Origin of the sequence: Mesonia profundi (assembly GCF_031085155.1) — a bacterium.
GTDB classification, from domain to species: Bacteria; Bacteroidota; Bacteroidia; order Flavobacteriales; family Flavobacteriaceae; genus Mesonia; species Mesonia profundi.
Genome location: NZ_JAVHUL010000028.1, coordinates 1 through 14,205, shown reverse-complemented (window position 1 = coordinate 14,205; position 14,205 = coordinate 1). Strand labels below are relative to the sequence as shown.

Annotated in this window: 12 protein-coding genes; 7 read left to right on the top strand and 5 right to left on the bottom strand. The window is 34.4% G+C overall.

Annotated features, from left to right (window positions below; all coding sequences use genetic code 11):
* The first annotated feature begins 342 nt into the window (after positions 1 to 342).
* The 6 genes from RBU60_RS10430 to RBU60_RS10405 are packed head-to-tail and all read left to right on the top strand — an operon-like array spanning position 343 to position 8,510.
* Positions 343 to 1,890, top strand: a complete 1,548-nt coding sequence (locus tag RBU60_RS10430; RefSeq protein WP_308864897.1) for a type I restriction-modification system subunit M — start codon at positions 343 to 345, stop codon at positions 1,888 to 1,890.
* Entirely contained in the window at positions 1,887 to 2,897 is a 1,011-nt protein-coding gene (locus tag RBU60_RS10425; RefSeq protein ID WP_308864896.1) for a virulence RhuM family protein, read from the top strand. Before RBU60_RS10430 ends, RBU60_RS10425 begins: the two co-directional genes overlap by 4 nt.
* Positions 2,894 to 4,087, top strand: a complete 1,194-nt coding sequence (locus RBU60_RS10420) for a restriction endonuclease subunit S (RefSeq protein ID WP_308864895.1) — start codon at positions 2,894 to 2,896, stop codon at positions 4,085 to 4,087. Before RBU60_RS10425 ends, RBU60_RS10420 begins: the two co-directional genes overlap by 4 nt.
* Positions 4,087 to 4,455, top strand: a complete 369-nt coding sequence (locus RBU60_RS10415; RefSeq protein WP_308864894.1) for a four helix bundle protein — start codon at positions 4,087 to 4,089, stop codon at positions 4,453 to 4,455. The genes RBU60_RS10420 and RBU60_RS10415 overlap by 1 nt, the downstream gene beginning before the upstream one ends.
* Before the next feature lie 9 nt (positions 4,456 to 4,464).
* Positions 4,465 to 7,575, top strand: coding sequence for a type I restriction endonuclease subunit R (locus RBU60_RS10410; RefSeq protein ID WP_308864892.1), 3,111 nt, complete (start codon positions 4,465 to 4,467; stop codon positions 7,573 to 7,575).
* Between the two features lie 29 nt (positions 7,576 to 7,604).
* The gene (locus tag RBU60_RS10405) at positions 7,605 to 8,510 is read left to right on the top strand and encodes a DUF5655 domain-containing protein (protein ID WP_308864891.1); all 906 of its coding nucleotides are present in this window, start codon (positions 7,605 to 7,607) and stop codon (positions 8,508 to 8,510) included.
* A 142-nt stretch (positions 8,511 to 8,652) separates the two neighbouring features.
* Here RBU60_RS10405 and RBU60_RS10400 read toward each other — a convergent pair whose 3' ends face one another.
* The 5 genes from RBU60_RS10400 to RBU60_RS10380 all read right to left on the bottom strand — a co-directional run bounded on the left by RBU60_RS10400 (position 8,653) and on the right by RBU60_RS10380 (position 13,752).
* On the bottom strand, positions 8,653 to 8,844 hold the full coding sequence (locus RBU60_RS10400) for a hypothetical protein (protein WP_308864889.1): 192 nt from the start codon (positions 8,842 to 8,844) through the stop codon (positions 8,653 to 8,655).
* Between the two features lie 1,877 nt (positions 8,845 to 10,721).
* Positions 10,722 to 10,964 (bottom strand): hypothetical protein, encoded by a 243-nt coding sequence (locus RBU60_RS10395; protein ID WP_308864888.1) that lies wholly within the window; start codon positions 10,962 to 10,964, stop codon positions 10,722 to 10,724.
* Positions 10,965 to 10,974: 10 nt separating this feature from the next.
* The gene (locus tag RBU60_RS10390) at positions 10,975 to 11,370 is read right to left on the bottom strand and encodes a DUF5675 family protein (protein ID WP_308864887.1); all 396 of its coding nucleotides are present in this window, start codon (positions 11,368 to 11,370) and stop codon (positions 10,975 to 10,977) included.
* Between the two features lie 2 nt (positions 11,371 to 11,372).
* The gene (locus tag RBU60_RS10385) at positions 11,373 to 12,128 is read right to left on the bottom strand and encodes a hypothetical protein (protein ID WP_308864937.1); all 756 of its coding nucleotides are present in this window, start codon (positions 12,126 to 12,128) and stop codon (positions 11,373 to 11,375) included.
* A gap of 907 nt (positions 12,129 to 13,035) precedes the next feature.
* Entirely contained in the window at positions 13,036 to 13,752 is a 717-nt protein-coding gene (locus RBU60_RS10380) for a sulfite exporter TauE/SafE family protein (protein ID WP_308864885.1), read from the bottom strand.
* Between the two features lie 129 nt (positions 13,753 to 13,881).
* Between RBU60_RS10380 and RBU60_RS10375 the strand changes: the two genes are divergently transcribed.
* The gene (locus tag RBU60_RS10375) at positions 13,882 to 14,148 is read left to right on the top strand and encodes an Lrp/AsnC family transcriptional regulator (protein WP_308864883.1); all 267 of its coding nucleotides are present in this window, start codon (positions 13,882 to 13,884) and stop codon (positions 14,146 to 14,148) included.
* Positions 14,149 to 14,205 lie beyond the last annotated feature (57 nt).

The window sequence follows — 14,205 nt, the reverse complement described above, 5'->3', positions numbered from 1 at the left end:
ACTTGATTTACTTTACCTTGTACGATAACTTCCTGTCCAATATAATTACTGGCTTCGTTAACGGAAATAACGGTATCTTGAGCAATAAGACTAGATGAAACTAAAAAAAAGAAAATGAATAAGAAACGCATAATTTCATAAATGCTTGATTACTATATAAATATAGTTTTTTCTGGCATAGTCTTTTCAATCCTCTATTTTAAACTAATATAAGTATGACAAAATCAAAAAAAGATTTATATTTTTAACAGCATATAATAGTATTTTAACCTAAAATGCTACTTTTTAAACTTAATACCAAAACAGTTCCACTGATTGGAACAGCTTACATAAAATCATAAAATGACAAGTACAGCACAAAGAGCCGAATTGCAAAGCCAAATTTGGAGAATAGCCAACGATGTTCGTGGCTCGGTAGATGGATGGGATTTTAAACACTTTGTTTTAGGAACCCTCTTTTACAGATTTATTAGCGAAAATTTTACACGTTATATTGAAGGAGGTGATGATAGCATAGATTATGCAAGTTTGTCCGATGATGTCATTACACCCGAAATTAAAGAAGATGCTGTAAAAACAAAAGGTTATTTTATTTATCCAAGCCAACTTTTTGTAAATGTGGTTAAAAATGCCAATACCAACGAAAACTTAAATACCGACTTAGCCGCCATCTTTGCAGCTATAGAAAACTCTGCAAATGGCTTCCCTTCAGAAGAAGATATTAAAGGTTTATTTGCCGATTTTGATACTACCAGTAGCCGATTAGGGAATACCGTTGAAAATAAAAACAGCCGCTTAGCAAAGGTGCTAAAAGGAGTGGCCGGTTTAAAGTTTGGTCAATTTGAAGATAACCAAATAGACCTTTTTGGCGATGCTTATGAGTTTCTTATCTCTAACTATGCAGCCAATGCAGGTAAGTCTGGTGGCGAGTTCTTTACCCCTCAAAATGTTTCTAAGCTTATTGCACAACTAGCAATGCATAAGCAAACCACAGTCAATAAAATTTACGATCCCGCTGCGGGTTCTGGTTCTTTGCTTTTACAAGCCAAAAAACACTTTGATAGTCATATCATACAAGATGGTTTCTACGGTCAGGAAATTAACTATACCACTTACAATCTGGCACGTATGAATATGTTTTTGCACAACATCAATTACGATAAATTTCATTTAGTTCACGGCGATACTTTGATACATCCCGAGCTAGGCGATGAAAAACCTTTTGATGCCATTGTATCTAATCCACCATACTCGGTTAAATGGGCTGGAGATAACGACCCCACTTTAATTAACGACGATAGGTTTGCCCCTGCTGGGGTATTGGCACCAAAGTCAAAGGCAGATTTCGCCTTTGTAATGCACGCCCTAAGTTATTTGTCTAGTAAAGGTAGAGCAGCTTTAGTTTGTTTCCCGGGTATATTTTACCGTGGTGGAGCAGAGCAAAAAATTAGAAAGTACCTGGTAGATAATAACTTTGTTGAAACCGTCATCTCTTTAGCACCTAATCTATTTTTTGGAACTTCTATAGCCGTAAATATTTTGGTGCTTTCCAAAAGCAAAACCGATACGAAAACACAATTTATTGATGTAAGCGGAGAAAAATTCTTTAAAAAAGAAACCAACAACAACATTCTTACAGATGCGCACATTAAGAGCATTGTAGAAATGTTTGATAGTAAAGAAGAAGTAGCTCACGTTGCCACAACTATCGACAATAGCAAAATAGCCAAAAACGACTATAACCTTTCGGTAAGTTCTTATGTAGAACCCGAAGACACCCGCGAGGAAATTGATATCGAAGAACTTAATAAAGAAGTTGCTATCACGGTCAAAAAGATTGATAAACTGCGTTCTGACATTGATTTAATCATTAAAGAGATTGAAGCATGAGTAAACCAAATAGTAATGTCATTATTTACAAAAGTACGGATGGGGGTGCTAATATTTCAGTAAAGGTTGATGACGAAGATGTTTGGCTTACTCAACAATTAATGGCTGAACTTTTTCAAACCACAAAACAGAATATTAGTCTTCATATTCAGAATATTTTTAAAGAAAATGAACTCACCCCTGAAGCAACTGTCAAGAAATACTTGACAGTTCGTAAAGAAGGAAATCGTGAGGTTTCTAGAGAGTTGGAGCACTACAATTTAGACATGATTATTTCTGTGGGGTATCGTGTAAAAAGTACAATTGCAACCAACTTTAGAATTTGGGCAACCCAACGCCTTAAGGAATACATTGTAAAAGGTTTTACGATGGATGATGAACGCCTAAAGAACGTTGGTGGAGGGAATTACTGGAAAGAGTTATTAAACCGTATTCGCGACATTCGTTCGAGTGAAAAAGTGATGTACCGTCAGGTATTGGATTTATACGCTACTGCTACAGATTATGACCCTAAAAGTGAGGAAAGCATTACTTTCTTTAAAATTGTTCAAAATAAACTACACTATGCAGCTCACGGAAATACAGCAAGCGAAGTTATTTTTTTGAGGGTAGATAGTGATAAGCCTTTCGCAGGTTTAACCAATTTTAAAGGAGAGCAACCTACACAGGCAGAAGCGATGGTAGCCAAAAACTTTTTAGAGGAAAAAGAGCTCAAAGTACTCAATAACCTTGTAGCTGCCTATTTTGACTTGGCAGAATTAAACGCTATTGAAGAACGTGAAATGCGCATGGCAGACTATGTAACAGAATTAGACAACATCTTGGCTTCTGCAGGAAGAAAAGTCCTGGAAAATGCAGGGAAAATATCCAATGCTAAAGCCAAAGAAAAAGCAGCAAAAGAGTACAAAAAATACAAAGCTAAAACGCTAAGCACAGTTGAAAAGGATTATTTAAAAACACTTGCTGATTTGGAGAAAAAAGCAAAAATAAACAGTCGTAAAAAATGAGTTTTTTAGAGAAATTATTGGAGGGTGTTGAGGTGGAATGGAAAACTTTGGGGGAAGTAACAAATGTTTTACGAGGTAGAAGATTAACACGTAAGTTATTATCCTCAGAAGAAAAGTACCCTGTATTTCATGGTGGTTTAGACCCCTTAGGTTATTATTCAAAGAAGAACAGAGATGCCCATACTGTTATGATAATAAATGTAGGAGCTTCAGCAGGAACTGTTGGTTATAGCGATGTAGATTTTTGGTCTTCTGATGGCTGTTATTGTATAGAACACAATAATAAAATAAACAATAAATTCCTTTACTATTATCTTATAGGGGAAGAGTTTTTTTTGAAGTCTAGAGTAAGAAAAGCAGGGATTCCAACTTTAGATGCGTTTGTAATTGAAAAATTAGAAATCCCAATCCCATGCCCAAACAACCCAGAAAAGTCTCTACAAATCCAACAAAAAATAGTTGACATTCTCGATAGCTTTACCGAGCTTACAGCAGAGCTTACAGCAGAGCTTACAGCTCGTAAACAACAGTTTAAATATTACAGAGAACAATTATTGACTTTTGATGAAAGTGAGGTGGAATGGAAGACTTTGGGAGAAATCGGTGAATTAGTTCGCGGTAACGGATTACCAAAATCGGATTTTACAGAGTCAGGGGTTCCTGCTATTCATTATGGCCAGATTTATACTTATTATGGTACACATACTTTCGATACGAAATCCTTTGTTTCTCAAGCTACTGCTGAAAAACTAAAAAAAGTTAATACTGGGGATGTTATTATAACAAATACAAGCGAAAATCTCGAAGAGGTTGGTAAATCAGTTGTTTATCTTGGCAAGGAAACTGCTGTTACTGGGGGTCATGCAACTATTTTTAAGCCAAGCAATTTTATTATGGGCAAGTTTTTTGCTTACTATACGCAAACATTTATGTTCTACAAAAAGAAGAGAAAATATGCAAAAGGAGCTAAAGTAACTGATGTTTCAGCTAAAGATTTAGCAAAAATTGTTTTACCTGTCCCTTCTCTAGAAGAACAAGAACGCATCGTCTCAATCTTAGATAAGTTTGATACACTTACCACTTCTATCAGCGAGGGTTTACCCAAAGAAATAGAGTTAAGGCAAAAGCAGTATGAGTATTACCGCGCCTTGTTGTTAGACTTTAATAAATTAAAAATGAATAATGGATAGTGGAAAATGTAAAAAAAAATATAGTTAAGGATAAATCATTTTGCTTTGCTTTGCGAATTATAAAGCTATCTAAATTTTTACAAAAAGATAAAAAAGAGTTTGTTATAAGTAAACAGGTTTTACGCAGTGGAACATCGGTTGGTGCGTTAATTAGAGAAGCTGAACACGCTCAAAGTAAAGCTGATTTTATTCATAAAATGAGTATCGCACTTAAAGAGGCAAATGAAACCGATTATTGGATAGAATTACTATACCAATCTGAAGAAATAGGTAAAGAAGCCTACCAATCTTTACACCCACAAATTCAGGAGCTTATAAAGTTATTGGTTTCAATAGTAAAATCATCTAAAAAAATAAATAATTCTTAATTCTCCATTATGAATTCTCCACTATATAATACCATCGCAGAATCAAAAAACTTTATTGTTTTAGATACCTATAAAAAGTTTTCAGAAGTTAATGAAGCACCAGTAAGCTATCAAACTGAAGCTGATTTAGAGAAAGAACTCATCCAAGATTTAAAAGATCAGGGGTATGAAGTACTTCCGCAATTTAATCAACAAACGATGTTGGCCAATGTTCGGGTGCAATTGCAAAATCTCAACGATATGCAATTTACAGATAAAGAATGGCAGCGTTTTGTAGTGGAGTATCTAGACAAACCCAGTGATAATCTGGTTGATAAAACAAGAAAGATACACGACGACTATATTTACGATTTTGTTTTTGATGATGGTCGCATCCAAAACATTTACCTGGTAGATAAAAAGAATATGACGCGCAATAAAGTGCAAGTCATTTCCCAGTTTGAACAAACAGGAACACACGCCAATCGCTATGACGTCACTGTTTTAGTAAATGGTTTACCCTTAGTACAAATAGAGCTTAAAAAGAGAGGTATTGCTATACGTGAGGCCTTTAACCAAGTTCACCGCTATACTAAAGAGAGCTTTAATACTGAAAACTCTTTATTTAAATATTTACAGCTTTTTGTCATTTCTAACGGTACAGATACCCGCTACTTTGCCAATACCGTAGAGCGAAATAAAAACAGTTTTGATTTTACAATGAATTGGGCAAAATCAGATAATTCGCTTATCAAGGATTTAAAAGATTTTACTGCTACTTTTTTTGAGAAAAATACCTTACTCAATATTTTGCTCAACTACTCAGTCTTCGATATAAGTAATACTTTACTTATAATGCGCCCTTATCAAATCGCTGCAACCGAAAGGATTTTATGGAAAATCAAAAGCAGCTATGAAGCTAAAAAATGGGCAACTACAGAAAGTGGTGGCTTTATTTGGCATACCACAGGATCGGGTAAAACCTTAACCAGTTTTAAAGCGGCACGTCTGGCTACACAATTAGACTTTATAGATAAGGTTTTCTTTGTGGTAGACAGAAAAGATTTAGACTATCAAACAATGAAAGAGTACCAACGCTTTTCGCCTGATAGTGTAAACGGTTCAGAAAGTACAGCCGGTTTAAAAAAAAATATAGAAAAAGACGATAACAAGATTATTGTCACCACTATTCAGAAACTAAACAACCTTATAAAAAGCGAGAATAATCTAGCCTTATACCAAAAGCAGGTTGTTTTTATTTTTGATGAAGCGCACCGCTCACAGTTTGGAGAAGCGCAAAAAAATCTTCAAAAGAAATTTAAAAAATACTATCAATTTGGTTTTACTGGTACACCAATATTCCCTGAAAATGCCTTAGGTGCAGATACAACAGCAGGTGTTTTTGGTAGAGAATTGCACTCTTATGTGATTACTGATGCCATTAGAGATGAAAAAGTATTAAAGTTTAAAGTAGATTATAATGATGTTCGCCCACAATTTAAAGGGATAGAAACAGAACAGGATTTAGATAAACTCAGTGCGGCAGAAAACAAAAAGGCTTTATTACACCCGTCACGTATTGAGGAAATTTCACAATATATTTTAAAACATTATAGACAGAAAACCCATAGAACAAAAGGGGGTAAAACTGGCTTTAATGCAATGTTTGCCGTAAGTAGTATTGATGCAGCCAAATTTTATTATGAAACTATAAATGAACTGCAAAAAGATAGCGATAAACCCTTAAAAATAGCAACTATTTTTTCTTTTGCTGCCAATGAAGAACAAAATGCAATAGGTGAAATTCAAGATGAAACCTTTGAGCCTGCTGCAATGGATATGAGTTCTAAAGAGTTCTTAACCAAAGCAATCAATGACTACAACAAAATGTTTAAAACTAGCTTTGGTGTAGATAGCAAAGAGTTTCAAAACTATTATCGCGATTTAGCAAAACGTGTAAAAAATCAAGATGTTGACCTTTTAATTGTTGTAGGGATGTTTTTAACCGGCTTTGATGCGCCAACTTTAAACACCTTGTTCGTAGATAAGAATTTGCGTTACCACGGTTTAATGCAAGCTTTTTCACGAACAAATCGTATTTATGATGCCACCAAGACATTTGGTAATATTGTTACTTTTAGAGATCTAGAGAAAGCAACAGTAGATGCCATTACATTATTTGGGGATAGCAAAACCAAGAATGTTGTCTTAGAAAAAAGCTATAAAGAGTACTTAGAAGGCTTTAAGGATATAGCAACAGGTAATGCACGAAGAGGTTATATTGAAGTGGTACAAGAGTTAAATGAAAGATTCCCAGAGCCCGATGCAATAGTAACTGAAAAAGATAAAAAAGAATTTTCTAAACTTTTTGGAGAATATTTACGTGTGGAAAACATACTCCAAAATTATGATGAGTTTGCTTATCTAAAAGAATTTCAAAATGTAGATGAAAATGATGAGGAGGCTGTAGAAGCTTTTAAAGAAGAGAATTTTCTTACTGATGAAGATATTGAGAATATGCAAGCCATTGAAGTGCTGGAAGAGCGCAAGGTTCAGGACTACCGTTCAACCTACAATGATATTCGCGATTGGATAAGAAGAGAAAAACAAGGCAAAGAAGCAGAGGAGTCCACTATAGATTGGGACGATGTTGTTTTTGAAGTAGACTTGTTAAAATCACAAGAAATCAACTTAGATTATATTCTTGAACTGATTTTTGAAAATAACAAAAAAACAAAAAGTAAAGATGATTTAGTAGAAGAAATAAGACGTGTAATTCGTGCCAGTATTGGGAATAGAGCAAAAGAAAGTCTAGTCATAGAATTTATAAACGCTACAGATTTAGATAAAATAGAAGATAAGTCCAGCATTATAGATGCCTTCTTTGAATTCGCGCAACAGAAACAAAAGAAAGAGGCAGAAGAATTAATTAAGGATGATAACTTAAACGAAGAACCAGCCAAACGCTATATTTTATCCTCTCTAAAACGTGAATACGCCAGTGAAAACGGTACAGAATTAAACTCTATATTACCTAAAATGAGTCCATTAAACCCTCAGTATTTAACCAAAAAGCAAACTGTATTTCAAAAAATATCAGCTTTTGTAGAAAAGTTTAAAGGTGTTGGAGGTAAACTCTAAAAATTACTAGTTAATAGAAAAATTATCTAATGAATTTATATAAGTTACAATCAAATAGTATAAACAGTCTAAAAGAAAAACCTTTTAAATTAGAAAAGGAAATTCAGCAGCTTTTTGAAGCTAATTTAAATGAGTTGATGGGTTTACAATTGGTAAAATCAGAATTTTCTATCAAAAATAAACGCATTGATACTTTAGCTTTCGACCCCGAGACAAAGGCTTTTATTATTATTGAATATAAACGAAGTAAGAATATAAGTGTCGTAGATCAAGGCTTTACCTATTTAAGCTTAATGCTTGAAAATAAAGCAGATTTTATTGTTGAGTATAACGAAACGCTTAAGGCCAACTTAAAGCGTTCTGAAGTAGACTGGAGCCAAACCAGGGTAGTTTTTGTCTCAACTAGCTTTACAGAAAACCAAAAGACAGCAACTAACTTTAAAGATATTGCTATTGAACTATGGGAAATCAAACGCTACGAAAACAATTTAATTAGCGTCAATCAAATCAAGAAAAGTAAAGCGGCTGAAAGTATCAAACCTATCACTTCATCTAATTCCAAATTAGAATCGGTAACTAAAGAAATAAAGGTTTACACAGAAGAAGATCACTTAGATAACAAATCAGACGAGGTCATTGAATTATACGAAGAATTTAAAGAGGCCATTTTAAACCTCGCAGATGATATAGAAATTGAACCCAAAAAGTTATACATCGCCTTTAAGAAAGATAAGAACATATCAGACATCGTAATACTTAAAAAAGGGCTAAAACTATTCATTAATCTTCAAATAGGACAGCTTGAAGACCCTAAAGGATTAATGCGTGATGTTTCTAAAACAGGCCATTGGGGTAACGGTGATTATGAAACCATCATCAAAAGCACTAAAGATTTAGAATATATAATGAGTTTGATAAAACAGGCTTTAGTTTAATAAAACAACTTGTACTATAATTAAATAGAACTATAGTACAGTCAGTATTTAAGTTATATAATACCAATTAATGCTAAAAGTTGTTAAGAATAACAATTAATAAAATACCCCCCAAGCAAATAAGTATAGCTTCCATTGCATTTCAGCCATACCCATTTGCTTTCCGCGCAGTAAAAGCTGAAATACCTCCATTGCATTCCAGTATTTCAGCCCTTACTTTTTGCCATTGCGCTTTTTTAAATCCGTTTTCATAAGTGTTTGAATTGCAAGATAGAATGTGACGTGGCAGGTAATAAGGTGTGCTTCCGTCATTCTGTTTTGTTCCATAGTACATAGCTGCAAGGGTATATAGTCATAAAAATTTAAATGTAATTTCGAGCGCAGTCGAGAAATCTAAAAACTGGTGTAGCATATAATCCCTTGCATCTACCATTCATACGCTTACTACGCCTTCCATCCTCAGGCTACAAAAGCTATTCATTTGCACTATTACACACACGCCATTCCTACAGCACCCGCAGCTACACTTGCACCCAAACCCATAAAGATATGCTGCGCAAGTACGTTATTTGGGTGCAACCGCTGCTAACCGATGTGCGAGCCTGCGATCACAACGGGCAAATAAGTTTGTCACAGTAATTGGAACACCCATATTTGCATAAAGCTTATGTATTTTATTCCGACAGTCATAAAAAAACAAGCCTTATTGCAAACCGCGCAAAAGAGCTGGTTTTACATTCAATTTCAAGCACTTCGCAACACCCTTCATTTCATTGCATCTTAGCTACCGCTAAACTTCCATTTCATTATGGGTAAGCTTCATTGCTTTACATTTCATTACAAAACAGCCCTTTCCTTTCCCCCCGAACCAATTACAGCGCCAAACCCGTGTTAAAAACATAGCGCTGGCGGTATTCCATACCAAAAGCCAGCACACCCGTTGTTCAACTCGCAGGCGGCTCGCGCCTTTGGATTACCTGCCCTAAATTAAACTCCAGTAAGCTATAAAATTCTTTTTTTAAACTATCGAATTAAAATCCAGAACAATCCAATTCTTAGTAATTATTCAATAATAACTCAAACATAAAGCAAAGGTACAGGCGTGCGGATGCGAGAGCCACAAGAGTTCGCTACGCCTATTGGAAAAAATCTCCACCCTTCGGGTAGTATTTTCTCCCTCAGCCCTTGCACCAATCACACCGATCCTGTGTTTAGGCATTATGTTTAAATTATCCTTTAGAGTCCGTTTAGGCAACTGGTGGTTGCTGGCGGGCATACGTGTCTCAGGCAGTCCTTTCTGTATAGATGCGCATACCGGTGGCTTCAAAGAGTACACGGTACGCATCTTTTGGTTAGAGTGTTGCCTCACAGAGCTCCCATATTAGGGGGCTCTTTTTTTTAATCGTTCTTAAAATTGAAGGAGATCTGAAAAAATTGGCTAAACCAGAAACGGAAAAACTTAGAGCAAAACAAGAAACAGCCGATTTTTTAAAATTAGTCTAGTTAACTATGTATTCTTAATCATTAGTATCCGATTAAGAATAACCTAAAGTTGATGAGTTCTCTAAACTTATGGAGTTTAACTAGGTTTTATAATAGTTAGCTTGCTTTTTATTAAATAAAGTTAGCGAGAGTGCTAGTAAATATTTTGTTTTAAATCACTACTGTTTATCAGTTAGTTATTTTTAAGTCTTGCTTCTTGATTCTAATAGCGAAGCGGTCTTGATTCTTAAGCGAAGCAGTTTATACAAAACCTAATTAGTATTAAAAAACCATAAAAAAAGCTTGCAAATTTAGGCAGCTCTCCCCTATCCAACCGCAATTTGCTATAAAGGTCAAGCCCTGCGGGTTTTCTGAAAAAATAGCTAGGAATGATATCGTTTTTTCCTAAAATTTAACATCTATTTATTTCCGAAAAACCTTGACAGCAATCCAACGCTACCAATAGGTAAAGCATATTTTTTAGCTGAAAAAAAATATAAAAAAAACCCTCGTGAAAGGGTTTTGAATATTAACTTATAACAGTAATAAAACGGAATAAATCATTTTTTTCTACTCCGTTCTATTATTATTTTTAATACTAAGGAAACAAGGAAACTCACAGCGGCACCAATGGCGGCTAAAGATACGGTTCGATAAATATCTTGCGAACTTAAAGCGGGCAAAATACTGATGAATGTACCTCCAATAGTACCCAAAAAAGTAACATCATTACTTTGCATCAGTATTACTTTTGGAGGCTTCAATTATATTCGTTTCCACCGTAACCTGACTTACTGCCGATAGCGCACCGCCCGCAACAGCAATATAGCCTCCAATCGTATAAACAATCGTTGGTAATGCTACCGGAGCAGCAATGATGGCCCCACCTATAGCAGCTAAAAATAAACCAATATTTCGAACTATTTTAAAAAAATTGGGGGTGGGTGATTTTGCTCTATCTATTATATTCATAATCGTAATTTTAAGATGTGATGGTTAAATAAACTTTTTCTCCTTTTCCAAAAACTGGAAACACTAAGGCTTTTAATTTCTGTAGAGCTCTACGCGATCCAATACCTTTTCCCTCTCCTGTTAATGAAGTTACAGGCGCAATACATCCTCTTAATTCCTTTAAAGCAGTATTGGCAGGATGAATCAAAATAAAGCTTCTATTCTCAACGAACATTAACTCTAAATGCCATTTAAACCTTACACTATAACGCTTTCTTAAAAGATATTTTCCTTCCGGAATACAAGAAACACTGCGTTGATTTTCTTTCCAGGGAAGCTCAATGGTATGACCTATTTCTTTTTGGAAAACAAAGAGGGTCCCGTTGGTTCCCTCTTTGCTATATTTCCTTTTCAGTATCAAATCCATTTTTATAGATTATCTACCTCAGCTACAGACAGTGCATTAAAAGCACCATTTTTTAAAGGGTACATTTGCCCGTTCACCTCTTGAAAGAATTCAATACAAATAACACCTACCAAGGGTAAAGTGGAGTTAGGCGTTAAAGTGGCTGTTAATACGGAAGCCACTTGCTCTACCTCATCATAGGGAAGTATACTCGTTTGTTCCATCGCGAATACTTGAGCCTCGTTTTCAAAATCAAGTTCGGCACCGCCTATGCTTAATCGAAAATGGGTTGTTCCCCCAGGTACCTTAATGGTATTTATAGGCTTGTACGCGTCAAGGTTCAAATTAACCTCACCCGTGACACGGTCAATAGTAGTAGTATAATCAGCAAATAAGGTAGAACTTAAAATACCATTAATATTGAAGTTAAAACCCTTCAATAATTCCATATCACCATCTATTACAGTACGCTCTCCTCTAGCATTAGTTGCATCAGTTTTAATGATCGCAACCATTTGTTTAGTCAATCGACTCGTAACACGTTTATCACTCGCATTTTGAAGAAGTAAACGAATTGAATTTCTAATCAGTTTACCCCCCTTCCCTGCTCTACCGAACTCTGAACCATTTTCTCGCGTTCTTTGAAACGCCGGATCAGAATTAATTCTATTCTTATCCACCCCACCTTTCTCCCGAGCTAAATACCCATCACTCGACTTATAAAAAGAGATTCCGGCAATGGTTCCTTTCAATCTAATAATTCCTACTTGCTTTGCCATTTTTAAAAAATTTAAATCGTTTGGAAAATTTCCTGGCACTTTCCTTTACCATTTAAATTGCGATGCATCTAACAATTCAAGTGCAAAGTTTTGATATTTTGACCTTTAAACCTAAATTTTAAGTTCAATACAAAGCAAATATTCCTATTTATTCGGAATATTTCCTATAAAAACAAAACTTCAAGAGCTCCTTTTTAATAACTTTATTATTTCGAATAACAATAGGTGCATCAAATTATAAATTAATGCATTAAATGAGCTGAAAATATATACCTGAAGGATAGCATAGGTATGGATTAAGTATAGATATAGTATGAAGAAGCTAAATAACAGGATATGTATTTATCCAAAAGACGTTCAAGTAATTACTGGTAAAAGTTATCGATATTCCAGAGAGCTTCTAATGGAAATAAGATTGAAGTTAGGCAAATCTAAACATCATTTTATAACCATTCAAGAATTTGCAGAATATACCGGAATAGATCCTACTGAGTTAGAAGATCTTATCCACTAAAATCATTTAATTTACAGTCGAATACTATGAAATAATATATAGATTTACTATATTTAAATAGTATTTCGACTATCAAATACACACAACGTTCTATAAAATTAATGATACCTATTCGGATACCTTTATTTGGTAACCCTTTAGAAAACCAGTGTTAATAGGGCTTAACAGTATTCCTTCGAATCCTGCCACCCCGACCAATGAAGCCTAACAAATTTTTATTTGTTAGGCTTTTTTTATTTCAGTACGTCACAGTCGCAGATTAGGGATCAAGTCAAAAAGTTGTGGGATTATTCCTAAATGTTGTGTTTATTCAAAAGGATTGCATAAAAGAATAAGTTAACTCAATCTCGCTGTTAGTCCTGTTTTTTTTACAGTTTTATGATTTTAAATAACTTAAAAGACAAGAACAAGGCTTGAAATACATAGAAGCCCTATTAATAATTTTTTAAATAGGTTTTCATTAATTTTCTCAAAAGTTTGTTTTCCTAAAAATTGAGCAAAAAGAAAAACAGGAAATACCAGCAAGGACATTTTTATATGTTGGAAATCTAATATTCCACTTATAGCCAGTGTAGGAACGCGGGCTATGGTAACAAGACCCAAGACTCCAATCATGGTAGCTCTAAATGTTTTCATCTCTTTAACCGAGTTTTCAATGCAGATCACATAAAGCGGACCTCCTGTGGAGAATATACCCGAAAAAAATCCGGCCATTACCCCAAAGCTAATGATACCTACTTTATTTAATTTGATCTTTTTCTTTCCCAAAAAAACATAGCCCACGTAGAGCAAAATAAATATACCGAGTCCTTTTTTTAGGAGTATAGGTTTTGTAAAAGTGAGTACTATAATCCCTAAGATAACGCCTATTACCGAAGCTAAAGCAAGCCTTAAAATTATTTTCCTATTTATATTTTTCCATTCTTTTGCAATTAAAAAAGCACTTGAAAACAAATAGAAAATTGAGATATACGCAATGGCATCGGGTAGTTCCATTCCAAATAGCAATATGGGAAGCGCCATTAAAGATCCTGCAAACCCAATGACAGTTTGCACATAAAATCCTACAAATATTCCGATGATCAGAATTAAAAAAATATAAATATCCATCTCAATAAAAGCTACTATTAATACATCTCAAAATTAAAGAGAATAGTATTGATAAGGAAATTGATTCCATAGCTATAAAGAAGTATTCTCCATTAAAAAATGTATATTTAAAATATAAACAACGAATCAATGGTTGACAACATAGATATTAAAATAATCGATTTGCTTAAGGTAAATTCTAGATCTTCTTTTGCTGAAATAGGAAGAAAAATTGCGCTTTCCCCTTCTTCAGTAAGGGAGCACATTCAAAAATTAGAAGATATGGGAATCATAGAGGCCTACAACATTCGTCTAAACCATGCGCTAATGGGAAATGGGTTGGACGTCTTTATTATGTTGAAAATCTTTGATGGAAAACTTAAGTTTATATTATCTGAAACCCGTTGTGCATTATGATTTAAAAGAAAAAAGTTGTTCATCTTACTGATAATCAGTAACTTGTTTTAGCTATAA